Annotated in this window: 19 protein-coding genes; 17 read left to right on the top strand and 2 right to left on the bottom strand. The window is 62.0% G+C overall.

The genetic code is table 11. From position 1 onward, the window contains the following. The first annotated feature begins 95 nt into the window (after nucleotides 1–95). The 9 genes from ACK1VC_RS15430 to ACK1VC_RS15390 all read left to right on the top strand — a co-directional run bounded on the left by ACK1VC_RS15430 (nucleotide 96) and on the right by ACK1VC_RS15390 (nucleotide 11,814). Entirely contained in the window at nucleotides 96–812 is a 717-nt protein-coding gene (locus ACK1VC_RS15430) for an SIMPL domain-containing protein (RefSeq protein ID WP_016485011.1), read from the top strand. A gap of 353 nt (nucleotides 813–1,165) precedes the next feature. Next, nucleotides 1,166–2,791 (top strand): ABC transporter substrate-binding protein, encoded by a 1,626-nt coding sequence (locus ACK1VC_RS15425; RefSeq protein WP_095115799.1) that lies wholly within the window; start codon nucleotides 1,166–1,168, stop codon nucleotides 2,789–2,791. A 145-nt stretch (nucleotides 2,792–2,936) separates the two neighbouring features. After that, complete coding sequence (locus tag ACK1VC_RS15420; protein ID WP_191087306.1) at nucleotides 2,937–4,529, top strand: ABC transporter substrate-binding protein; 1,593 nt, start codon at nucleotides 2,937–2,939, stop codon at nucleotides 4,527–4,529. 228 nt (nucleotides 4,530–4,757) lie between these two features. Further along, a complete protein-coding gene (locus ACK1VC_RS15415; RefSeq protein ID WP_191087305.1) occupies nucleotides 4,758–6,137 on the top strand; it encodes an OprD family porin in 1,380 nt (459 codons plus the stop codon). A gap of 80 nt (nucleotides 6,138–6,217) precedes the next feature. Next, nucleotides 6,218–7,828, top strand: a complete 1,611-nt coding sequence (locus ACK1VC_RS15410; RefSeq protein WP_191087304.1) for an ABC transporter substrate-binding protein — start codon at nucleotides 6,218–6,220, stop codon at nucleotides 7,826–7,828. Between the two features lie 91 nt (nucleotides 7,829–7,919). After that, nucleotides 7,920–8,930: an ABC transporter permease subunit gene (locus ACK1VC_RS15405; protein ID WP_016485006.1), complete on the top strand. Its 1,011-nt coding sequence runs from the start codon at nucleotides 7,920–7,922 to the stop codon at nucleotides 8,928–8,930. Between the two features lie 10 nt (nucleotides 8,931–8,940). After that, nucleotides 8,941–9,867 carry an ABC transporter permease subunit gene (locus ACK1VC_RS15400; protein WP_191087303.1) on the top strand — a complete coding sequence of 309 codons (927 nt, stop codon included), beginning with the start codon at nucleotides 8,941–8,943 and terminating at the stop codon, nucleotides 9,865–9,867. Nucleotides 9,868–9,877: 10 nt separating this feature from the next. Beyond that, complete coding sequence (locus ACK1VC_RS15395) at nucleotides 9,878–10,846, top strand: ABC transporter ATP-binding protein (protein WP_191087302.1); 969 nt, start codon at nucleotides 9,878–9,880, stop codon at nucleotides 10,844–10,846. Beyond that, nucleotides 10,846–11,814: a peptide ABC transporter ATP-binding protein gene (locus ACK1VC_RS15390; protein ID WP_191087301.1), complete on the top strand. Its 969-nt coding sequence runs from the start codon at nucleotides 10,846–10,848 to the stop codon at nucleotides 11,812–11,814. The genes ACK1VC_RS15395 and ACK1VC_RS15390 overlap by 1 nt, the downstream gene beginning before the upstream one ends. Before the next feature lie 223 nt (nucleotides 11,815–12,037). On the opposite strand, the gene ACK1VC_RS15385 is transcribed toward ACK1VC_RS15390, so the two are convergent. Continuing rightward, nucleotides 12,038–12,937, bottom strand: coding sequence for a hypothetical protein (locus ACK1VC_RS15385; RefSeq protein WP_016485002.1), 900 nt, complete (start codon nucleotides 12,935–12,937; stop codon nucleotides 12,038–12,040). Nucleotides 12,938–13,148: 211 nt separating this feature from the next. Between ACK1VC_RS15385 and ACK1VC_RS15380 the strand changes: the two genes are divergently transcribed. From ACK1VC_RS15380 to ACK1VC_RS15365, 4 genes are all read left to right on the top strand, one after another. Next, nucleotides 13,149–13,949: a helix-turn-helix domain-containing protein gene (locus ACK1VC_RS15380; RefSeq protein WP_024717618.1), complete on the top strand. Its 801-nt coding sequence runs from the start codon at nucleotides 13,149–13,151 to the stop codon at nucleotides 13,947–13,949. Between the two features lie 64 nt (nucleotides 13,950–14,013). Further along, the gene (locus tag ACK1VC_RS15375) at nucleotides 14,014–15,420 is read left to right on the top strand and encodes an NAD(P)/FAD-dependent oxidoreductase (RefSeq protein WP_449117980.1); all 1,407 of its coding nucleotides are present in this window, start codon (nucleotides 14,014–14,016) and stop codon (nucleotides 15,418–15,420) included. A 33-nt stretch (nucleotides 15,421–15,453) separates the two neighbouring features. Then, on the top strand, nucleotides 15,454–15,795 hold the full coding sequence (locus ACK1VC_RS15370; RefSeq protein WP_016484999.1) for a cupin domain-containing protein: 342 nt from the start codon (nucleotides 15,454–15,456) through the stop codon (nucleotides 15,793–15,795). 52 nt (nucleotides 15,796–15,847) lie between these two features. Continuing rightward, on the top strand, nucleotides 15,848–16,927 hold the full coding sequence (locus ACK1VC_RS15365) for a polyamine ABC transporter substrate-binding protein (protein WP_060517629.1): 1,080 nt from the start codon (nucleotides 15,848–15,850) through the stop codon (nucleotides 16,925–16,927). Nucleotides 16,928–16,961: 34 nt separating this feature from the next. Here the strand turns inward: ACK1VC_RS15365 and ACK1VC_RS15360 are convergent, their stop codons facing one another. After that, the gene (locus tag ACK1VC_RS15360; protein WP_016484997.1) at nucleotides 16,962–18,545 is read right to left on the bottom strand and encodes a peptide chain release factor 3; all 1,584 of its coding nucleotides are present in this window, start codon (nucleotides 18,543–18,545) and stop codon (nucleotides 16,962–16,964) included. Between the two features lie 558 nt (nucleotides 18,546–19,103). Here ACK1VC_RS15360 and ACK1VC_RS15355 point away from each other — a divergent pair. The 4 genes from ACK1VC_RS15355 to ACK1VC_RS15340 are packed head-to-tail and all read left to right on the top strand — an operon-like array spanning nucleotide 19,104 to nucleotide 22,543. After that, nucleotides 19,104–19,823 carry an ABC transporter permease gene (locus ACK1VC_RS15355; RefSeq protein ID WP_016484996.1) on the top strand — a complete coding sequence of 240 codons (720 nt, stop codon included), beginning with the start codon at nucleotides 19,104–19,106 and terminating at the stop codon, nucleotides 19,821–19,823. A gap of 7 nt (nucleotides 19,824–19,830) precedes the next feature. Next, a complete protein-coding gene (locus tag ACK1VC_RS15350; RefSeq protein ID WP_016484995.1) occupies nucleotides 19,831–20,745 on the top strand; it encodes a glycine betaine ABC transporter substrate-binding protein in 915 nt (304 codons plus the stop codon). Then, complete coding sequence (locus ACK1VC_RS15345; protein ID WP_016484994.1) at nucleotides 20,742–21,395, top strand: ABC transporter permease; 654 nt, start codon at nucleotides 20,742–20,744, stop codon at nucleotides 21,393–21,395. Before ACK1VC_RS15350 ends, ACK1VC_RS15345 begins: the two co-directional genes overlap by 4 nt. Then, the gene (locus ACK1VC_RS15340; RefSeq protein WP_449117979.1) at nucleotides 21,392–22,543 is read left to right on the top strand and encodes an osmoprotectant ABC transporter ATP-binding protein OsmV; all 1,152 of its coding nucleotides are present in this window, start codon (nucleotides 21,392–21,394) and stop codon (nucleotides 22,541–22,543) included. The genes ACK1VC_RS15345 and ACK1VC_RS15340 overlap by 4 nt, the downstream gene beginning before the upstream one ends. Nucleotides 22,544–22,580 lie beyond the last annotated feature (37 nt).

The raw sequence follows: 22,580 nt of genomic DNA, 5'->3' as shown, positions 1-22,580 counted from the left end.
ATGGCACTTTTGAACCCACTACACTGTTGCCGGTCTGATGGGCCATGCGTGGAATGATGGCCAACCCCACGCCTTTTATTGCCAAGGAGTACCACATGCAAATCCCACGTCGCGGCGCCGCCCTGATTCTGTCCTGCGGCTTGCTCGCCAGCCTGCCTGCGCTGGCTGCCGATGAGCCACGTTACAACCAGGTATCGCTGCGCGCTGAAGTGAGCAAGGAAGTGCCGCGCGACCTGATGGTCGTGACCCTGTACAGCGAAGCGCAGAACAGCGACCCGGGCAAGCTGGCCAAGCAGATCACCGAAACCATGAACAAGGCCGTGCAGCAGTCGCGACAGGTCAAGGACGTGAAGATCAGCCAAGGCAGCCGCAACAGCTACCCGGTGTATGACAGCAAGGGCCAGAAGATTACCGGCTGGCGCGAGCGCGCCGAACTGCGCCTGGAAAGCGACAACTTCCCGGCCCTGTCCCAGCTCACAGCCGACCTGCTGCAAGAGCTGAAAATGGGCGGCATGGACTTCTCCATCGCACCGGCCACACGCAAGGCCAGTGAGGATGCATTGCTCAAGGACGCCGTCGATGCCTTCAAGGCGCGTGCTCAACTGGCCACCGAGGCGCTGGGCGGCAAGGGCTACAAAGTGGTCAGCCTGAACCTCAACAGCAGCGGTTACCCGCGCCCGTACCTGCGCAGTGCGCCGATGGCGATGAAAGCCATGGGGGCCGACGAAGCAGCGCCAGCGCCGGATATCGAGGCGGGCACCAGCGAAGTGAGCATGAATGCTGATGGCCTGATCGAAGTGCAAATGCCCTGACAGCCACGAGCTTCAAGCGGCAAGCTTCAAGTTGACTGTAAACCCGGTCTGCTTTGGCTTGCCGCTTGGCGCTTGCCGCTTGAGTCTGCTTTTCAGACATTTCCTACGCAACACCCAGGTGCATCCTACGTTTATCACCGCCTAGAAACATCGCGCAAAATGCCATCATTTTGCCTGCGCAAACGTTTAACTTCGCCTAAAGTTATACTGATGCGACATCCATGTACGCCCGTACCACTTTTCCGGCGCCAACTATCCTTATACCTGTTGCATTGGGAACACCCCCTGCATAAGTATCCTCAGGTCGGCTCACGAGGCCACCTCATCCAAAAAATGACAACAATGAGGCCACCATGCTCAAACACGCAGTCATTCCGTTCCTGCTTGGCGCAGGCTTGCTCACCGGCGCGCCGTCGGTCCTGGCCGCGTCCAACCTGGTGTTTTGCTCAGAGGGCAGCCCGGCCGGTTTTGACCCGGGCCAGTACACCACCGGGACCGACTTCGACGCCTCGGCAGAGACCGTGTTCAACCGCTTGACCCAGTTCGAACGAGGCGGTACTGCAGTTATCCCGGGCCTGGCGACCAAGTGGGAAGTGTCCGACGACGGCAAGACCTACACCTTCCACCTGCGCGAAGGCGTCAAGTTCCATACCACCGACTACTTCAAGCCCAGCCGGCCCTTCAACGCCGACGATGTGCTGTTCACCTTCAACCGCATGCTCGACAAGGATCAGCCGTTCCGCAAGGCCTACCCTACCGAGTTCCCGTATTTCACCGACATGGGCATGGACAAGAACATCGCCAAGGTGGAAAAGCTGGATGAGCACACGGTGAAGTTCACCCTTAACGAGGTCGACGCCGCGTTCATCCAGAACCTGGCCATGAGCTTCGCTTCCATCCAGTCCGCCGAGTACGCCGACCAATTGCTCAAGAACGGCAAGGCCGCCGACATCAACCAGAAGCCGATCGGCACCGGCCCGTTCGTGTTCAGCAAGTACCAGAAGGACGCGCAGATTCGCTTCAAGGGCAACAAGGACTACTGGCAGCCCGAGGACGTGAAGATCGACAACCTGATCTTCGCCATCACCACCGATGCCTCGGTACGCATGCAAAAACTGAAGAAGAACGAGTGCCAGGTCACCCTGTTCCCGCGGCCCGCCGACATCGAGCCGCTAAAGGCCGACAAGCACCTGCAGATGCCCCAGCAAGCCGGGTTCAACCTGGGCTACATCGCCTACAACGTGATGGACAAGATCAAGGGCAGCAACGAGCCCAACCCCATGGCTCAGCTGAAAGTGCGCCAGGCGCTGGACATGGCGGTGGACAAGAAGAAGATCATCGAGTCGGTCTACCAGGGTGCCGGCCAGTTGGCAGTCAATGCCATGCCGCCGACCCAGTGGTCGTATGACGACAGCATAAAGGACGCCCCCTTCGACCCCGAAAAAGCTAAACAGCTGCTCAAGGAAGCCGGCATCAAGGAAGGCACCGAGATCACCCTGTGGGCCATGCCCGTGCAACGCCCATACAACCCCAATGCCAAGCTGATGGCCGAAATGCTGCAATCCGACTGGGCCAAGATCGGCATCAAGGCCAAAATCGTCAGCTATGAATGGGGCGAGTACATCAAACGCTCCAAAGGTGGCGAACAAGGCGCCATGCTGATTGGCTGGAGCGGCGACAACGGTGACCCGGACAACTGGCTGGGCACCCTCTACGGCTGCGATGCCGTCGACGGCAACAACTTCTCCAAGTGGTGCTACAAGCCCTACGACGACCTGATCAAGCAGGCCAAGGCCACCTCCGACCAGGCCAAGCGCACCGAGCTGTACCAGCAGGCGCAGCACATTCTCAAGGAGCAGGTGCCGATTACCCCGATCGCCCACTCCACCGTGTATCAGCCCATGAGCGCCAAAGTGAAGGACTTCAAGATCAGCCCGTTTGCGCTGAACGCCTTCTATGGCGTAAGCGTGGACAAATAGGGTAACTCCAGCACCCGCCATCTGGCGGGTGCCTTGCCCCCTTCCCCCTCTTCATGTCGTCCCGCGGCTATCCGCTGCGGGGTGGGCGAACTGTTGCCGCCATTCGCACCCCGAGGCGGCGCAAACAGCTGAAAAAGGACTTGCCATGCGTCACGCGACCCGTCTTTCAACCTTGCTGGCCCTGGGCCTGATGAGCCAATCCCCGGCCCTGTTGGCGAACAACCTGGTGTTTTGCTCCGAGGGCAGCCCCGCCGGCTTCGACACCGCCCAGTACACCAGCGCCACCGACAACGACGCCGCCGAGCCGATCTACAACCGCCTGGTCGAGTTCGAGCGTGGTGGTACTGCCGTGCACCCTGCCCTGGCGACCCGCTGGGAAGTATCCGACGATGGCTTGCGCTATACCTTCCACCTGCGTGAAGGGGTGAAGTTCCACAGCAACAAGGCCTTCTCCCCAAGCCGCGATTTCAACGCCGACGATGTGCTGTTCACCTTCAACCGCATGCTCGACAAAGGCCACCCGTTCCGCCAGGCCTACCCTACCGAATTTCCTTACTTCATCAGCATGGGCCTGGACAAGAACATCGCCCATGTCGAGAAGATCGACCCGCTGACTGTGGCATTCACCCTGAACACGGTCGATGCCGCGTTCATCCAGAACCTGGCCATGAGCTTCGCCTCCATCCTCTCCGCCGAATACGCCGGGCAACTGATGGCCAGCGCAAGACCGAGCGACATCAACCAGCAGCCCATCGGCACCGGGCCGTTCGTGTTCCAGCGTTATCAGAAGGATTCGCAGATCCGCTACAAAGGCAACAAGGAGTACTGGGCGCCGGATGAGGTGAAAATCGACAACCTGGTGTTCTCGATCAACATCGACCCTTCGGTACGCATCCAGAAACTGCGCCGCAACGAATGCCAGGTCACCCTGCACCCTCGCCCGGCCGACCTGCCAGCGCTCAAGGCCGACAGCTCGCTGCGGGTATTGCAGCAACCAGGCTTCAACCTCGGCTACATCGCCTACAACACCCAGCACCCACCGTTCGACCGGCGGGAGGTGCGCCAGGCGATGGACATGGCTGTGAACAAGAAGGCCATACTCCAGGCGGTGTATCAGGATTCCGGCCAACTGGCAGTCAACGCCATGCCACCGACCCAGTGGTCCTATGACGAAAGCCTCAAAGACGCGCCCTACGACCCGCAAAAGGCCAAGCAGCTGCTGCAGCAGGCTGGCGTCAAACCTGGCACCGAAGTCACCCTTTGGGCCATGCCGGTGCAACGCCCTTACAACCCCAACGCCAAGCTGATGGCCGAAATGCTCCAGGCAGACTGGAACAAACTCGGGTTCGAGGTGCGCATCGTCAGTTACGAATGGGGCGAGTACCTCAAGCGCATGAAAAGCGGCGAGCACGACATCGCCCTGATTGGCTGGACCGGCGACAACGGTGACCCGGACAACTGGCTAGGCACCCTCTACAGCTGCGATGCCATCGGCAGCAACAACTACTCGCTGTGGTGCGACCCGCAGTACGACAGCCTGGTCAAGCAGGCCAAGCAGGTCACAGACCAACCGCAGCGCAGTGCGCTGTACCGGCAGGCCCAGCAACGGCTCAAACAGCAGGTGCCGATTACGCCGGTGGCGCATTCCACAGTTAACCAGCCGCTCAGCATCAAGGTTTCTGAGTTCAAGGTCAGCCCGTTTGGGCGCAATGATTTTTCCGGTGTGAGTGTTGATTAAGCGTTAGCCAATACCGGCCTCTTCGCGGGCAAGCCCGCTCCCGCAGGATCTCTACAGGTTCGGACCGTGCACCCTGTCTGTGGGAGCGGGCTTGCCCGCCAAAAGGCCAGCACAGGCAACACAACGCCCCCTTTTAGCCCGGCGACCCCGGGCAACTCTGGCAACACCGCAGCAAAAAACCCGGCCCACAAGGCCGGCAATAACTAGAAAGCAATGGGAGCTTCAACCTTGAAAGTATCAACCCTGAGCGCACTGGCCTTATCCATCAGTGCATTTTCCACCGTGGCCCAGGCCGATCCGCAAAGCCAGGACTACATTCCGCTCACCCTCAAAGGCAGCAGCGCGCAGGCGCAAGCCAGCGGCTTCATCGACGGCCAGAGCCTGTCCGGCAGCACCCGCAACTGGTACGCCCGCGAACGCGCTGCACGCGCCCCGCTGTGGAAGTACTACAAGAGCGACGGCACCCGCCACCCCACCCACAGCCGGGAAAACTGGCTGCAGGGCACCATCCTCAACTACAGCTCCGGTTTCACCCAAGGCACCGTGGGTTTCGCTGTCGAGGCCGCTGGCTATAACGCCATCGCCCTGCAGCAGAGCCGCGAAGCGATTGCCGGCCCCAACAACCGCACCCTCACCCACAGCGATGGCGACCCCGTCGGCCAGTGGAGCAAACTGGGCCTGGGCAACATCAAGGCGCGCGTGTCCAACACCACCCTTACCCTTGGCCGCCAGTCGGTGGACACGCCCATGATCGCCTACATCGGCAACCGCGCCCTGCCATCGAGCTTCCAGGGCGCGTTCCTGCACAGCGCCGAGTTCGACAACCTGAGCCTCGATCTGGGCACTTTCGACCGCGTTTCGCCACGCACCGAACAAAGCCTTAGCAAGTTTCGCAGCGAATACGGCGCCACCGGCGTGGAAACCGACCGCGCCAGCACTGCCGGCATCAATTACCAGCCGTTCAAAAGCCTGAGTACCAGCCTGTATGCCACCCAGGTAGACGACTTCTGGAACCAGTACTACTTCGGCGCCAACCACGTGCTCGGCGACAGCGCAGTGCTCAGCCTGAGCACCGGCCTTAACTACTACAAGACCGTCGATGCCGGCAGCCAGAAAATGGGCAAGATCGACAACGACACCTACAGCCTGTCGCTCGGCCTGACCCACCAGGCCCATACCCTCAGCGCCTCGTGGCAGCAGGTGAACGGCAACGAATACTTCGACTACCTGCACGAAACCAACGGCATCTACCTGGCCAACTCGTTGTTGTCGGACTTCAACGGCCCCAACGAGAAGTCGCTGCAGCTTTCCTATGTATTGAACATGGCGCCCTACGGCGTGCCAGGGCTGAAGTTCAACCTGTACAACGCACGCGGCTGGGGCATTGACGGGACTCACTACCGCGGCACCGCCTACGACGTGAATGGCCTGAACGGCGAAACCCACTACGAGTGGGGCATCGGCACCAGCTACGCGGTGCAGAGCGGGCCGCTGAGAGACACCAGCATCCGCGCGACCTACACCACCCACCGCGCCAGCAAGGCACAGGGTGACGGCAGCCTGGACGAGTTCCGGGTGGTTACCACCATTCCATTCAACATTCTTTGACCGCTGGCGCCACGGTCCCCTTCGCAGCGGGCCGTGGCGGCTACGCTGGAATCAATGCAAAAGCAGGGAGTGTTCAACCCATGCAGAGAGCTTTCATCAAATCGCTAACGTTACGCCTTGCCCTCGCCACGCTGGTGCTGGGCAGCGCAACGCAGCTGGCAGCCAAACCGCTGGTGGTCTGTACCGAGGCCAGCCCGGAAGGGTTCGACGTTGTCCAGTACACCACCGCGGTCACACTTGATGCGACGTCCGAGACACTGTTCAACCGCCTGGTCGACTTCAAACCAGGCACCACCGACGTCCAGCCGGCCCTGGCCGAGCGCTGGGACATTTCGCCAGACGGGCTGACCTACACCTTCCATCTGCGCCAAGGGGTGAAGTTCCACACCACCGACTACTTCGAGCCGACCCGCGACTTCAACGCCGACGATGTGCTGTGGAGCCTCAACCGCCAGCTTGACCCGCACCACCCGTGGCACGACAAAACCAGCGTCGGCTACCCGTATTTTGAAAGCATGGCCTTCAAGCAGCTGCTCAAATCGGTGATCAAGACCGACGACCACACCGTGGTGATCACCCTGGCCCGGCCGGAAGCACCGTTCCTGCATGACATGGCCATGGGCTTCACCTCGATCTACTCCGCCGAGTACGGTGACCAGTTGCTCAGGGCCGGTAAAACCGCCGAGCTGAACAGCAAGCCGGTCGGCACCGGCCCGTTCATCTTCCAGCGTTACAACAAGGATGCGCAGGTCCGCTTCAAACCCAACCCAGACTACTTCCGCGGCAAACCGCCGGCCGACGCGCTGGTGTTCGCCATCGCCACCGACAGCAACGTGCGCCTGCAGAAGCTGCGCGCCAACGAATGCCAGGTCGCGTTGTACCCCAAGCCGGATGACGTGCCATCGATCAAGGCCGACCCGAAACTCAAGGTCGCCGAAATCGAAGCGCTTGTCACCGGCTACATCGCCATGAATACCGAGCACAAATACCTCAGCGATGTACGCGTGCGCAAAGCCATCAATATGGCGTTCGATCGGCAGACTCATGTCGACCAGCTGTTCGGCAAAGGCAACGCGCTGGTGGGTGTGAACCCCTACCCACCGACCATGCCTGGCTACAACACCGCCAACCAGAACCCGCCCCGCGACCTCGCAAAGGCACGCGCCCTGCTCAAGGAAGCTGGCGTACCGGAAGGCACGGTGATCACACTGTTTACCCGCAACGGCGGTGGCATGACCAACCCTAACCCGCGCCTGTCGGCCGAGATGCTGCAGGCCGACCTGAAGCAGATCGGCCTGCAGCTGGATATCCGCGTGATGGAATGGGCCGAAATGCTGCGCCGTGCAAAAAATGGCGAGGCCGACCTCGTGTCCACCGGCTGGGCTGGCGACAACGGCGACCCCGACAACTTCCTCACCCCGCTGCTCAGTTGCGACGCCGCCAAAACCGGCGAGAACTACGCCCGCTGGTGCAACTCGAAATTCCAGGAGCTGATCACCCGTGCCCGCGAGGTGGTCGACAACGACGAACGCGCAAGGCTCTATAGCGAGGCATTGAAGGTGTACGATGACGACCAGCCCTGGATCAGCATGGCCCATCCAAAGATGTTCACCGCCATGCGTGACAACGTGGAGGGCTACGTGATCAGCCCTCTGACCAACAATAACTTCGCCACCACCAAGGTGAAGTAGAACAACAACGACCGCCGGCAACCCACACGGGGACCGGCGGCATTGCCGTACCGGGCTGATCGCCCCGCGGCCTGATGAGGTAACCCCGACAATGTTGAGTTTTATTGCCCGGCGCCTTGGCCTGCTGATACCGACCTTTTTCGGCATCACCTTGCTGACCTTTGCGCTCATACGCCTGATCCCCGGCGACCCGGTGGAAGTCATGATGGGCGAGCGCAGGGTCGATCCCGAAATGCACGCCCAGGCCATGGAGCGCCTGGGCCTGAACAAGCCACTGCCGGTCCAGTACCTGGACTATGTCGGCAAGCTGGCCCAGGGTGACCTCGGCGAATCGCTGCGCACCCGCGAAAGCGTGTGGACCGAGTTTCTCACCCTGTTCCCGGCCACCCTGGAGCTGGCCTTCGCCGCCCTGCTGTTCGCCGGTATCGTCGGCCTGCTGGCCGGGGTGATCGCCGCGCTCAAGCGCGGTTCATTGTTCGACCACGGGGTGATGGGCATTTCCCTGGCCGGCTACTCGATGCCGATCTTCTGGTGGGGCCTGATCCTGATCATGTTCTTCTCGGTGAGCCTGGGCTGGACCCCAGTGTCCGGGCGCATCGACCTGCTCTACGACATTGAGCCGAAAACCGGCTTCATGCTCATCGATACCCTGCTCAGCGACGAAGAAGGCGCCTTCAAGGACGCGGTGATGCACCTGATCCTGCCGGCCATCGTGCTGGGTACCATCCCGCTGGCAGTCATCGCCCGCATGACCCGTTCGTCGATGCTTGAAGTACTGCGCGAAGACTACATCCGCACCGCCCGCGCCAAAGGCCTGTCGCCGGCCCGCGTGGTGTTCGTGCACGGCCTGCGCAATGCCTTGATTCCGGTGCTGACCGTGTTCGGCCTGCAGGTCGGCACGCTGCTGGCCGGTGCGGTGCTGACCGAAACCATCTTTTCCTGGCCGGGCATCGGCAAGTGGCTGATCGAAGCCATCGGTGCCCGTGACTACCCCGTGGTCCAGAACGGCATCCTGTTGATCGCCTGCCTGGTAATCCTGGTCAACTTCGTCGTGGACATCCTCTACGGCCTGGCCAACCCACGCATCCGTCATCAGCGCTGAGGCCTTCGCCATGACTAGCCCGATTGCAAAATCCGTGTCGCCGGCCAGCCCGGTGGACCAGAGCCTGCTCTACCCCTCGCCGTACAAAGAATTCTGGCAAGCCTTTGCGCGCAACAAAGGCGCAGTGATGGGCCTGGCCTTCATGTGCCTGGTGGTGTTCTGTGCACTGTTCGCGCCGTGGGTCGCCCCGCATGACCCGAGCGAGCAGTACCGCGCCTTCCTGCTGACCCCGCCGGTATGGCTGGAAGGCGGCAGCTGGCAGTTCATCCTCGGCACCGACGAACTGGGCCGCGACCTGCTTTCGCGCCTGATACAGGGGGCGCGGCTGTCGCTGCTGATCGGCCTGTCGTCGGTGGTGATGTCGCTGATCCCAGGCATCCTGCTGGGCCTGCTGGCCGGCTTCTTCCCGCACATCCTCGGCCCATCGATCATGCGCCTGATGGATGTGATGTTGGCCCTGCCCTCCCTGCTGCTGGCCGTGGCCATCGTCGCCATCCTCGGCCCAGGCCTGATCAACACGGTAATCGCCATCGCCATCGTCTCACTGCCCTCCTACGTGCGCCTGACCCGGGCTGCGGTAATGGTTGAACTGAACCGCGACTACGTCACCGCCGCACGCCTGGCGGGTGCCGGGCTGCCACGGCTGATGTTCGTCACCGTGCTGCCCAACTGCATGGCGCCACTGATCGTGCAGGCTACCCTCAGCTTCTCTTCAGCGATCCTCGATGCTGCCGCCTTGGGCTTCCTGGGCCTGGGCGTACAACCACCCACCCCGGAGTGGGGCACCATGCTGGCTTCGGCCCGTGACTATATCGAGCGCGCCTGGTGGGTGGTGAGCCTGCCCGGCCTGACCATTCTGCTCAGTGTGCTGGCAATCAACCTGATGGGCGACGGCCTGCGCGATGCGCTGGACCCGAAACTCAAGAACGCCGCCTGAGGAGAACGCCATGTCACTGTTGCAGATCAACAACCTGAACGTGCGCTTCGGCGACGCCAATGCCGTACCTGTCGTCGATGGCCTGGACCTGTCGGTGGAGGCTGGCGAGATCCTGGCCATCGTCGGCGAATCCGGCTCGGGCAAATCCGTGACCATGATGGCCTTGATGGGCCTGATCGACGCCCCCGGGCGCATCACCGCCGATGCCCTCCGTTTCGACGGCACCGACATGCTCAAGCTCAGCGGCCGCCAGCGGCGCAAGGTGGTGGGCAAGGACATCGCCATGGTCTTCCAGGACCCGATGACCGCCCTCAACCCCAGCTATACCGTGGGCTACCAGATCGAAGAAGTGCTGCGCCAGCACCTGGGCCTGAAGGGCAAGGCCGCGCGCCAGCGTGCCCTTGAGCTGTTGAAAAAGGTCGAGATCCCAGCTGCGCAAAGCCGCCTGGATGCCTATCCGCATCAGCTGTCTGGCGGCATGAGCCAGCGTGTGGCGATTGCCATGGCCATTGCCGGCGAGCCCAAGCTGCTGATCGCCGACGAGCCGACCACCGCACTGGACGTGACCATCCAGGCGCAGATCATGGAGCTGCTGGTCAACCTGCAGAAGGAGCGCAACATGGCGCTCATCCTGATCACCCACGACCTCGCCGTGGTCGCCGAAACGGCCAAGCGGGTATGCGTGATGTACGCAGGCGAAGCCGTCGAGGTGGGCCAGGTGCCGATGCTGTTCGACGTGCCCGCCCACCCCTACAGCGAAGCCCTGCTGGCGGCGATCCCCGAGCACAGCATCGGCGCCGAGCGCCTGGCCACCCTGCCTGGCATCGTCCCTGGCCGCTACGACCGCCCCGTCGGCTGCCTGTTGTCGCCGCGCTGCCCCTATGTGCAGGACAACTGTCGGCGCCAGCGCCCTCCCCTCGATCCCCAGGCTCACAGCCTGGTGCGTTGTTTCTACCCGTTGAACCAGGAGGTGGCGTGATGGCCGTCGTTCTATCTGCGCGCGAGCTTACCCGGCATTACGAAGTCTCCCGCGGCCTGTTCAAAGGGCACGCCCTGGTCCGTGCGCTGAATGGCGTATCGTTCGAACTGGAAGCCGGCAAGACCCTGGCGGTGGTCGGCGAGTCGGGCTGCGGCAAGTCCACCCTGGCCCGCGCCCTGACCCTGATCGAAGAGCCGTCGTCCGGCTCGCTGCAAATTGCCGGCACCGAGGTGAACGGCGCAAGCAAGGCTGAGCGCAAGCAACTGCGGCGCGACGTGCAGATGGTGTTCCAGAGCCCCTACGCCTCGCTCAACCCACGGCAGAAAATTGGTGACCAGCTGGCCGAGCCGCTGCTGATCAACACCTCGCTGAGCAAAGCCGAACGGCGCGAGAAAGTGCAAAAAATGATGGAGCAGGTGGGCCTGCGCCCCGAGCATTACCAGCGCTATCCACATATGTTCTCTGGTGGCCAGCGCCAGCGTATCGCCTTGGCCCGAGCGATGATGCTGCAGCCAAAAGTGCTGGTGGCGGACGAGCCGACCTCGGCATTGGATGTGTCGATCCAGGCGCAGGTACTGAACCTGTTCATGGATTTGCAGAAGGAGTTCAACACCGCCTACGTGTTCATCTCGCACAACCTGGCGGTGGTGCGGCATGTGGCCGATCACGTACTGGTGATGTACCTGGGACGACCGGCAGAGATGGGGCCGAAAACGGATATTTACGAGCGGCCGCTGCATCCCTATACCCAGGCGCTGCTGTCGGCAACACCTGCCATTCACCCGGATCCGCTGAAGCCGATGATCCGCATTGTCGGGGAGCTGCCCAACCCGTTGAACCCGCCAGATGGGTGTGCGTTTCACAAGCGCTGCCCGTATGCGACGGAACGCTGTGCCAAGGAGGTGCCGGCGTTGCGGCAGGTGAGTAGCCGGCAGGTGGCTTGCCACTATGCCGAGCAGTTCCTGTAGATGACCGGGGGCGCTCTGCGCCCCATTCGCAGCACAAGGCTGCTCCTGCAAGGGACCGCGATAACAGGGGATATCGCGGTCGTCTGTAGGAGCAGCCTTGTGCTGCGAATGGGCCGCAAAGCGGCCCTCTCGGTCAATGCATGAAAATGGCAATCAGGATGATGACCGGGATCGGTACACCAAGCATCCAGAGCAGTATCGAGCGCATGTCAGTTCTCCTTGCTTAACGTTGAATGGTGCGATGGGCTACGTATTCACCTTCCAGCCACTGCACCTGGTCACGGCGGCGACCACCGTAGAGCGCTGCAAGGCTGGCGAAGAAGGCGCCACACAGCAGCGCGACGAAGGTCCACAGCGCTGTCCAGGCAGCGACCTTGGCGGCGGTATCAGCGGCTTGCTTGGCCTTCAGCTTCAGCTGTTGCACCTGGCCCATCACCTGATCGACACGGGCTTCGGCTTCGGCCTGGGTCAAGCGCGTACGCTGGGCCACCAGCTGCGCCAGGTAGGTACGGTCTTCGGCAGGCAGCGCACCATCGCTGGCAATGCCTTTGGCCAGGATGCGTGCGGCCACGCCATTGGCTGCATCCTCGCTGACCGGCGCCGGGCCATCCCCACGGAACAGGCTATCGACGAAATAGCCCATCGAATCGTTGTTGTCACCGGACGCCGCGGCACCACCGGCAGCGGCCGATACGGTAGCCGCCTGCGAAGCTGCACTGGCACCAGCACCCACCAGGTTGCCCGCAGCACCCAGCACCAACATGGCAGCCACCAGAGTTGCTACGGCCCAGGACAGGAAACCATGCGCGGTATCGCGGAAATACACTTCATCGCCATGCAGGTTGGCCCATTTCACCCGCAGCCGGCCGGCAATGTAGCCACCCAGGCCCGAAGCGATGATCTGCGTCAGCAGCAGCCATACGATGGTGGAAATGCCCAAGGCTTTTGCACTCGCCCCCTCGTCTGCCCAAGGTGAAGTGGCTGCAAAGCCAAGCCCTGCACCAAGGACCACCAGGATCAGAGACAAGGCAGCTGCAGTAGCGGCGCCAGCGAAGATCGCAGCCCAGGAAACACCTGAGCGGCTTTGTGAATCGACAGCGGGATAGTCGGCAGGGGTGATCATGATGTTTTCGCCTTAAGTGGTTAGCGACAAGTCCATTCGCGCAGTAACCTTTGCAGCGGCTGTGCCAGTTGTGACAAAAAATTAACCCATTGAAAAACAATGAGTTGGAAAAACGGATTAATTTTGAATCGTGCAAATTGCGCGACTGGGCCCTGTGCATCAGGTGTTCTGCATTCTTGTCGCAAACTTGGCGACGAGGCATCATTCACCCATGACGCTCCCTGATGGCCCTGCCCACACCCCGATTACCGCAGACACGGTGCTGCGCTATCACCTGTGCTGGAAGCACCGCGATCTAGACGGCGTGATGGCGCTCTACCACCCTGACATCCAGTACCACGACTTCTTCCAGAACCGCGTGCTCGGCTACCAGGAGCTGCGCGACTACGTCCGCGCCTGCCTGCCCCATGAGGCCGGCGAAGACATCGTCCACAGCGACCGCATCCGCGTCGACGGCTGCACAGCGTTCATCCAGTACCAGGTCACGGTCCAGGGCGGTGACGGCCTGGTAGCGTTCAAGTCCAGCGAAGCGATCACCGTCAAGGACGGGCTTATCTGGCAGGTCAACGAATACGCCACGCTGGTCCGCCACAACGGCACCCGCCACGCCAGCGCAGGCCCGCGCCCGGCAACCAGTCGCCTGGGCCTGTCACCCCGGCAGTTGTCGACCATGGCCCAGGACCTGGAGCACTACTTCCAGCGCAAGCGCCCCTACCTGGACGCAGAACTGAACCTGCAGCAAGTCGCCGACGCCAGTGGCTACAGCCGCAACCAGATTTCCTACCTGCTGAACCAGGTGCTGGGGCAAAGCTTCTACCGCTACGTCAACCAGGCCCGCCTGCAGCACCTGATGGCCAGCCTTGACGATGACAGCGTCGAAGCGACGATCGATGAGCTGGCCTTCAGCGCCGGCTTCAACTCGCTGTCGGCGTTCTACAAGTGCTTCCGTGAACACACCGGGTTCACACCCAAGGCTTACCTGAAGCAATTTTCCCTGCGTGCACGCACGTAAGACAGCGGCCGGCCCACATCACTAGGATCACCCACAGACCTTGACGGATGTGGAGTCGAACCCGATGCAACCCCTGCGCACGATAAGCCTGTGGATGGACCAGCTCGACGAGCCACTGTGCGCCCGCCCGGCCCTGCGCGAAGACCTGCACGCGGATGTGTGCATTATCGGCGCCGGCTACACAGGCCTGTGGACCGCCTACTACCTCAAGCGCCAGGCGCCACAGCTGAACATCGTGGTCATCGACGCCAACATTGCCGGTTTCGGCGCCTCTGGGCGCAATGGCGGCTGGCTGATGGGCAACCTGTTGGGCGAAGACCGCCTGCTGGCCACCCTGTCGCCCCAACAGCGCCGCGCCAGCATCGACCTGCTACACGGCATACCCGATGAAGTACACGCAGTGCTGCAGCGCGAAGGCATCGACTGCGACTACCGCAAAGGGGGTGTGCTGTACTGCGCGGCACGCTACCCGGAGCAGGAGCGCAGCCTGCGCGCCTACCTCGACGACCTGTATCGCCAAGGCATGACCGAGGATGACTACCGCTGGCTACGCCCCGAGCAGTTGGGCAGCCAGCTGCGGGTCAGCAATGCGTTTGGCGCCATCTACAGCCCGCACACCGCAACCATCCAGCCGGCCAAGCTGGTGCGCGGCCTGGCGCGCGCGGTCGAAGCGCTGGGTGTGCCGATCTACGAAAACACCCCTGCAATCGATTGGCAGCCCGGCGAAGTGCGCACCCCGATGGCGCGCATCCGCTGCCAGTGGATGGTGCCCGCTGTTGAAGGCTATGCGGCCAGCCTGCCGCCGCTGGGCAAGCACAGGTTGCCTGTGCAGAGCTTGCTGGTGGCCACCGAACCGCTGCCGGAGGCCACCTGGGAGCAGATCGGCCTGAGCCAGGGCCAAGCCTTCAGCGAGAGCAGCAGGCAGGTCACCTACGGCCAGCGTACTGCCGATAACCGCCTGGTATTCGGCGCACGCGGTGGTTACCGTTTCGGTGGCCGCCTGCGCGAAAACTTCAACCTCCAAGCGCACGAAATCGAACTGCGCCGCTACCTGTTCAGCGAGCTGTTCCCCCAGCTCAAGCATGTGCGCACCACTCACTCCTGGGGCGGCAACCTGGGCATGGCGCGGCGCTTCCGCCCGCACATGCTCTGCGACCGCCAGCGCGGCATTGCCCTGGCCGGTGGCTACGGTGGCGAAGGCGTCGGTGCCACCAACCTGGGCGGGCGCACCCTGGCCGCGCTGATCCTTAACCAGCACAACGAACTGACGGCACAACCTTGGGTAATGGACAACCGCCCGGTTTCGAGCCTGGCCAGCTGGCCGCCCGAGCCCTGTCGCTGGCTGGGCTACAACGCGATCATCCAAAGCTTCGTCCACGAGGACCGCACCCTCGCCAACCCCGCCAGCGCGCCGTGGAGGCGGCGCCTGGCCAGCTCGCTTGCGGACTTCATGGAAGGCTTCATGCACTGACTTCCCTTATCAACTGCACAGGATCCACCGGTCATGAGCATCACCCAGTTCAAGAACACCGACAGCGCTGTGCTCGACAGCTCCAACCCGGTCGCGGTGCCACTTGGCGACCCCGTGGCTGTAACGTCTGTCACCTGCGTGGAACGCAGTGATGGCGTCGAGACCGGCATCTGGGAGTGCACCCCCGGGCGCTGGCGGCGGCAGATCGTGCAACAGGAGTTCTGCCATTTCATCAAGGGCCGCTGCACCTTCACCCCTGACGGTGGCGAACCCCTGGTCATAGAAGCCGGAGACGCATTGATGCTACCGGCCAACAGCACAGGCACCTGGGACATCCAGGAGACCGTGCGCAAGACCTACGTACTTATCTTCTGATCCGCTGATCGCCTGCCTTCGATAACAACAGACAAAGCAAGGTAAACCCGACATGCGCACGCTCCTTCTCGCTCCTCTGATGCTGGCCGCCAGTGTGGCCAACGCCGCCGAAACGGTGAAAATCTACAACTGGTCCAGCTACGTCGCCCCCGACACGCTGAAGAACTTCCAGCAAGCCAGTGGCATCGTGCCCACCTACGATGTGTACGACAGCAACGAAACCCTCGACGGCAAGCTGATGACCGGCAACTCCGGCTACGATGTGGTGTTCCCCTCCAACCACTTCATGGCACGGCAGATCCAGGGCAAGGCCCTGAAGAAGCTGGACAAGTCGCAGCTGCCCAACTGGCAAAACCTCAACCCGGTGCTGCTCAAGGCACTGGAGGTAAACGACCCCGGCAACCAGTACGGCTTCCCGTACCTGTGGGGCAGTACCGGCATTGGCTACAACATCGACAAGGTCAAGGCGGTGCTCGGCGACAACGCGCCGGTGGATTCGTGGGACCTGATCTTCAAGCCCGAGTACATGAGCAAGCTGAAAAGCTGTGGCGTCGCCGTGCTGGACAACGGCCCCGAACTGCTGCCGATTGCCCTGCACTACCTGGGCCTGCCGCACCACAGCCAGAACCCGGCGGACTACGACAAGGCCAAGGCGCTGTTGATGCAGGTGCGGCCTTACATCAGCTACTTCCATTCATCGAAGTACACCGGCGACCTGGCCAATGGCGATATCTGTGTGGTGGTGGGCTTCTCGGGGGATGTGCTGCAAGCGAAAAACCGTGCCGAAGAAGCGAAGAACGGGGTGAAGGTGGGCTACTCGATACCCAAGGAAGGCGCGCCCATGTGGTTTGACATGGTGGCCATGCCGGCCGATGCACCGGACGAAAAAGCCGGGTATGCCTACATGAACTACCTGCTGCAGCCAGAGGTGATGGCCAACATCAGCAACCATGTGCAGTACGCCAACGGCAACCTGAAGGCGGACGGGCTGGTGGAGCCGGCCATGAAGGGCAATACGATGATTTACCCGAGCGAAGACATGATGGGCAAGTTGTATGCGCTGGAGGCGATGCCAGCGAAGATCGACCGCATTCGCACCCGGATCTGGACCAGTATCAAAGCCGGAAATTGAAATGGGGCTGCTTTGCAGCCCCCGATTTCAGGCCTTAATGGTGTTCGCGGGTCGCGCGGAATTTCACATCCGGCCAGCGCTCTTCCATCAGCGCCAGGTTGACCCGGGTCGGCGCCAGGTAGGTCAGGTGCCCGCCACCGTCGATAGCCAGGTTTTCCATGGCCTTGGTCTGGAATTCCTCGAGCTTCTTCTTGTCGTCACAGCTGATCCAGCGCGCCGACCACACGGTGATCGGCTCGTAGGCGCATTCGACTTTGTACTCTTCCTTCAGGCGGCTGGCGACCACATCGAACTGCAGCACACCCACCGCACCGAGGATGATGTCGTTGCTGCGCTCGGGGAAGAACACCTGGGTCGCGCCTTCTTCGGCCAGCTGCTGCAGGCCCTGGCGAAGCTGCTTGGACTTGAGCGGGTCCTTCAGGCGCACGCGGCGGAACAGTTCCGGGGCAAAGTGCGGAATCCCCGTGAAGCCCAGCGCCTCACCTTCGGTGAAGGTGTCGCCAATCTGGATGGTACCGTGGTTGTGCAGGCCGATGATGTCGCCGGCAAAGGCCTCATCCAGCTGCTCGCGCTCAGAGGAGAAGAAGGTCAGCGCATCACCGATGCGCAGGTCCTTGCCGGTACGCACGTGGCGCATCTTCATGCCCTTTTCGTACTTGCCCGAACAGATGCGCATGAAGGCGATACGGTCACGGTGTTTCGGGTCCATGTTCGCCTGGATCTTGAACACGAAACCTGTGAACTTTTCTTCCACCGGCTCCACGGTACGCTCGTGGGCGACCCGAGCCAGCGGGCGTGGCGCCCAGTCGACTACGGCATCGAGCACATGGTCGACACCGAAGTTGCCCAGCGCCGTACCAAAGAACACGGGCGTCAATTGGCCGTTGATGAATTCGTCCTGGTCGAACTCATGGCATGCACCCTGTACCAGCTCAAGCTGCTCGAGGAAGCGATCATATTCGTCACCCAGGTGCGCGCGGGCTTCATCGGAGTCGAGCTTCTCGATGATCTTCACCTCGGTACGCTCATGGCCGTGGCCCGGGGTGTAGACAATGATGTAGTCACCGCGCAGGTGGTACACGCCCTTGAAGTCGCGGTAGCAACCAATCGGCCAGGTGATCGGCGCAGCCTTGATCTTCAGAACGGCTTCGATCTCGTCGAGCAGTTCGATCGGGTCGCGGATGTCACGGTCGAGTTTGTTGATAAAGCTGACAATGGGCGTATCACGCAGGCGGCAGACGTCCATCAGGGCGATGGTACGCGGCTCTACACCTTTACCGCCGTCGAGCACCATCAGCGCCGAGTCCACCGCGGTCAGGGTGCGGTAGGTGTCTTCCGAGAAGTCTTCGTGGCCGGGGGTGTCGAGCAGGTTGATCATGTGCTCGCGGTACGGGAACTGCATCACCGAGGTGGTAATCGAGATGCCGCGCTGCTTCTCCATTTCCATCCAGTCGGAAGTGGCGTGGCGGTCGGACTTGCGCGACTTCACGGTACCGGCGACGGCAATGGCCTTACCCATCAGCAGCAGCTTCTCGGTGATGGTGGTCTTACCGGCGTCGGGGTGGGAAATGATTGCGAAAGTGCGGCGCTTCGCGACTTCGGCGGCCTGGTTGGTCATGGGAAATCGCCTGACTGGGGGATTCAAAAAGGGGCGATATCATACCTGAAGTTGGGCTGGGACCAAAATCTGCTGAATCAGCGGCAGTTGCGCCGGCGTCTCGCGGGTGAACCCGCTCCCACAATGACCTGCGCTGTTTTCAAGCCTTGCGCAGTACCTGTGGGAGCGGGCTTGCCGGCGACAGGGCCAGCCCAATGGCAAAAAAAACATCTGACAATCGCTTTATCGCGACAAATGGCCAAAGCGCAGTTATTTCAACGCCTGCAGCGCATTAAGCTGCTGTTTTTTCTCGCCAAAATTCCTGACACCCAGTGATTAACGCTGGCCAAATGCCGCCTCAAATGGGAACCTTTACGCCCACGGAGACGTCCATTCCCCTGCAACCCGCTTCGGTTGGGGACTGGTTTCATCAGCATTTTCGGGCCCGACGGGGTTCGGCTCATGGCCTGATCGCAGCCTTCGGCGTGCGTCACGCTGCTACTCGCGAACACACCAACCGCCGCCAGGACTGGCCGGCAAAAAAGAAGTGTGCTCGCCGACAACACAAGGAGTCCGCCTGTGGCTAAACGCTACGGTAAAGGGCTGTTGGGATGCGCCACCGTGCTCGTCATCCTGGCCCTGCTGGTCCACTGGATCGGCATCGACACGATCGCGCGTTACCGCGACGATCTTGGGTTCTACCTGCAAGCGCACCTGGTTCTGGTGCTGGCTTCGATGGCGGCGGCGCTGGCCGTGGGCATCCCGGCTGGCATTGCCCTCAGTCGACCGCACCGGGTCGACAAAGCCGAACGCTTCATGCAGTTTTTCAACGTTGGCAACACCATCCCTCCCCTGGCCGTTCTGGCCATCGCGCTCAGTATCCTGGGCATAGGCGCCGGGCCTGCGATCTTCGCGCTGTTCCTCGCCTCCCTCCTGCCCATCGTGCGCAACACCTACGAGGGCCTGAAAAACGTCCCCGCCTCGCTCAAGGAAGCCGCCACCGGCATCGGCATGACCCCGCGCCAGCAACTCTGGCAGGTGGAGCTACCGAATGCCGTGCCGATCATCGTCGGGGGTGTACGTGTGGCCCTGGCATTGAACGTGGGCACCGCGCCACTGGCATTCCTGATCGGCGCCAACAGCCTGGGCAGCCTGATCTTCCCCGGCATCGCCCTGAACAACCAGCCACAGCTGCTGCTGGGTGCCGCCTGCACCGCACTGCTGGCGCTGGTGCTGGACGCGGCGGTGAGTTTCTCCAGCAAGCGCTGGCTGGAACGTGGCCTGGCCCAACAAGGATAGGGAACCTATGAACAAGAGAATCGCCTTGCTGCTGGGCGCGGCCCTGCTGTTCGCAGGATTTGCCCAGGCAGCGGAAAAACCGCTGGTGCGCATCGGCGCGCGGGTGTTCACCGAGCAGACTGTGCTCGCCGAAATCACTGCGCAATACCTGCGCGCCAATGGCTTTGACGTGCGCGTCACCACCGGCCTTGGCAGTAACATCGCGCGCCAGGCCCAGGAAACCGGCCAGCTTGATCTGATGTGGGAATACACCGGTGTTTCGCTGGTGTCGTACAACCACATCGACGAGCGCATGCCCAGTGCCGAAGCCACCTTCGCCAGGGTCAAAGAGCTGGATGCAAAGAAGGACCTGATCTGGCTGACCCCGTCGAAGTTCAGCAACACCTACGCACTGGGCCTGCCCAAGCAAGTGGCCGACGCCTACCCGCAGGTCAACACCATCAGCGACCTCAACCAGGTACTGCGTGACGAAAGCCCGCGCAACCACCTGGTGGCGCTGGACACCGAGTTCGCCAACCGCCCCGACGGCCTGGTTGGCCTGCGCGAGATGTACGGCTTGCCGCTGGACCGGCGCAACATCCGCCAGATGGACGGTGGCCTGGTGTACACCGCCATGCGCAATAACCAGGTGTTCGCCGGTTTGGTGTACACCACCGATGGCCGCCTGAGTGCGTTCAACCTCAAGCTGCTGGAAGACGACAAGCACTACTTCCCCGACTACACCGCCGCGCCTGTGGTGCGCAAAGCCGTGCTCGACGCCAACCCGCAACTGGCCGCCCTGCTCAAGCCACTGGCCGAGCAACTGGACGACGAAACCATGCGCCAGCTCAACGCCAAGGTTGACGTCCAGCACCAGAACCCGAGCACCGTGGCCGCCACCTTCCTGCGCGAGCACCCACTGAACAGCGAGGGCCAGCCATGAACCTGATCGATACCTTCAGCCACCTGGACTGGGCCCAGGTGCTGCAACTGACCTGGCAGCACATCATGCTGGTGGGCGTTGCAGTGAGCCTGGCCATCCTCGTCGGCGTACCGTTGGGCATCTTGATGACCCGCTTCCCGGCTGTTGCCGGGCCGCTGCAAGCCAGCGCCACGGTGCTGCTTACCATCCCGTCGATTGCCCTGTTCGGCCTGCTGCTGCCGTTCTACTCCAAGTTCGGCCAAGGCCTGGGTCCACTACCCGCGATCACTGCAGTGTTCCTGTACTCGCTGCTGCCGATCATGCGAAATACCTACCTGGCCCTGACCAATGTCGAGCCCGGTATCCGGGAAGCCGCACGCGGCATTGGCATGACCTTCGGCCAACGCCTGCGCATGGTCGAGCTGCCTATCGCGGTACCGGTAATCCTCGCCGGTGTACGCACTGCCGTAGTCATGAACATCGGCGTCATGACCATTGCCGCCACCATCGGCGCCGGCGGCCTGGGCGTACTCATTCTTACCTCCATCAGCCGCAGCGACATGTCGATGCTGCTGGTCGGCGCCGTACTGGTCAGCCTGCTGGCGATCATCGCCGACCTGCTGCTGCAAACCCTGCAACGTGCCCTGACTCCAGAAGGACTGCGCTCATGATCGAACTGAAGAACCTCAGCAAAACCTTCAACGTCAACGGCAAGGACGTCAAAGCCGTCGACTCGGTGAACCTCACCGTCAATGAAGGCGAAATCTGCGTGTTCCTCGGCCCCTCGGGCTGCGGCAAGAGCACCACGCTGAAAATGATCAACCGCCTGATCACCCCTACCTCCGGCCAGGTGTTCATCAACGGCGAAGACACTACCGGGCTGGACGAGGTCACCCTGCGCCGCCGCATTGGTTACGTGATCCAGCAGATTGGCCTGTTCCCCAACATGACCATCGAGGAGAACATCACCGTGGTCCCGCGCCTGCTCGGCTGGGACAAGCAAAAGTGCCACGAGCGGGCGCGTGAGCTGATGCACATGATCAAGCTCGAACCCAAGCAGTACCTGCAGCGCTACCCGCGCGAGCTGTCCGGTGGCCAGCAGCAGCGGATCGGCGTGATCCGTGCCTTGGCGGCCGAAGCACCGGTATTGCTGATGGACGAGCCGTTCGGCGCGGTCGACCCGATCAACCGCGAAATGATCCAGAACGAGTTCTTCGAGATGCAGCGGGCGCTGAACAAGACCGTGATCATGGTCAGCCACGACATTGACGAGGCCATCAAGCTGGGCGACAAGATTGCCATCTTCCGCGCCGGCAAACTGTTGCAGCTGGACCACCCCGACACCTTGCTGGCGCACCCGGCGGACGACTTCGTGAGCAACTTCGTTGGCCAGGACAGCACCCTCAAACGCCTGCTGCTGGTACGCGCCGAGGATGCAGCGGACAACGCGCCATCGGTGAGCCCGGAAACGCCCGTGAGCGATGCGCTCGAGCTGCTGGATGAGCACGACCGCCGCTATGTCGTGGTGACCGATGCACAGAACAAGGCACTGGGCTATGTGCGCCGACGTGACATGCACCGCCAGCAAGGGACGTGTGGCGACTTCCTGCGTTCGTTCAATGCCACGGCGTCGCACGATGAACATTTGCGCATCCTGCTGTCGCGCATGTACGAGTTCAACCGGGCGTGGTTGCCGGTGCTGGATGCCGAGCAGGTGTTTTTGGGCGAGGTGACGCAGGAGTCGATTGCGGCGTACCTGAGTTCGGGCAGATCGCGCGGGCTCCCTCGATCCTCACTGACGAGGAGTTCGAGACCATGATGGGTTAACGTCGACACGGCAGAGGGCTAGATGCTTG

This window comes from Pseudomonas sp. XP2 (genome assembly GCF_053557975.1).
The sequence above is the reverse complement of the archived record's forward strand: the minus strand, read 5'-3'. Positions and strand labels throughout refer to the sequence as shown.

Excerpts from the sequence above, each read along its gene's own strand:
- ACK1VC_RS15430 (WP_016485011.1), top strand. The coding sequence starts at position 96 with ATGCAAATCCCACGTCGCGGCGCCGCCCTGATTCTGTCCTGCGGCTTG.
- ACK1VC_RS15425 (WP_095115799.1), top strand. The coding sequence starts at position 1,166 with ATGCTCAAACACGCAGTCATTCCGTTCCTGCTTGGCGCAGGCTTGCTC.
- ACK1VC_RS15420 (WP_191087306.1), top strand. The coding sequence starts at position 2,937 with ATGCGTCACGCGACCCGTCTTTCAACCTTGCTGGCCCTGGGCCTGATG.
- ACK1VC_RS15410 (WP_191087304.1), top strand. The coding sequence starts at position 6,218 with ATGCAGAGAGCTTTCATCAAATCGCTAACGTTACGCCTTGCCCTCGCC.
- ACK1VC_RS15405 (WP_016485006.1), top strand. The coding sequence starts at position 7,920 with ATGTTGAGTTTTATTGCCCGGCGCCTTGGCCTGCTGATACCGACCTTT.
- ACK1VC_RS15400 (WP_191087303.1), top strand. The coding sequence starts at position 8,941 with ATGACTAGCCCGATTGCAAAATCCGTGTCGCCGGCCAGCCCGGTGGAC.
- ACK1VC_RS15395 (WP_191087302.1), top strand. The coding sequence starts at position 9,878 with ATGTCACTGTTGCAGATCAACAACCTGAACGTGCGCTTCGGCGACGCC.
- ACK1VC_RS15390 (WP_191087301.1), top strand. The coding sequence starts at position 10,846 with ATGGCCGTCGTTCTATCTGCGCGCGAGCTTACCCGGCATTACGAAGTC.
- ACK1VC_RS15385 (WP_016485002.1), bottom strand. The coding sequence starts at position 12,937 with ATGATCACCCCTGCCGACTATCCCGCTGTCGATTCACAAAGCCGCTCA.
- ACK1VC_RS15380 (WP_024717618.1), top strand. The coding sequence starts at position 13,149 with ATGACGCTCCCTGATGGCCCTGCCCACACCCCGATTACCGCAGACACG.
- ACK1VC_RS15375 (WP_449117980.1), top strand. The coding sequence starts at position 14,014 with ATGCAACCCCTGCGCACGATAAGCCTGTGGATGGACCAGCTCGACGAG.
- ACK1VC_RS15370 (WP_016484999.1), top strand. The coding sequence starts at position 15,454 with ATGAGCATCACCCAGTTCAAGAACACCGACAGCGCTGTGCTCGACAGC.
- ACK1VC_RS15365 (WP_060517629.1), top strand. The coding sequence starts at position 15,848 with ATGCGCACGCTCCTTCTCGCTCCTCTGATGCTGGCCGCCAGTGTGGCC.
- ACK1VC_RS15360 (WP_016484997.1), bottom strand. The coding sequence starts at position 18,545 with ATGACCAACCAGGCCGCCGAAGTCGCGAAGCGCCGCACTTTCGCAATC.
- ACK1VC_RS15350 (WP_016484995.1), top strand. The coding sequence starts at position 19,831 with ATGAACAAGAGAATCGCCTTGCTGCTGGGCGCGGCCCTGCTGTTCGCA.
- ACK1VC_RS15345 (WP_016484994.1), top strand. The coding sequence starts at position 20,742 with ATGAACCTGATCGATACCTTCAGCCACCTGGACTGGGCCCAGGTGCTG.
- ACK1VC_RS15340 (WP_449117979.1), top strand. The coding sequence starts at position 21,392 with ATGATCGAACTGAAGAACCTCAGCAAAACCTTCAACGTCAACGGCAAG.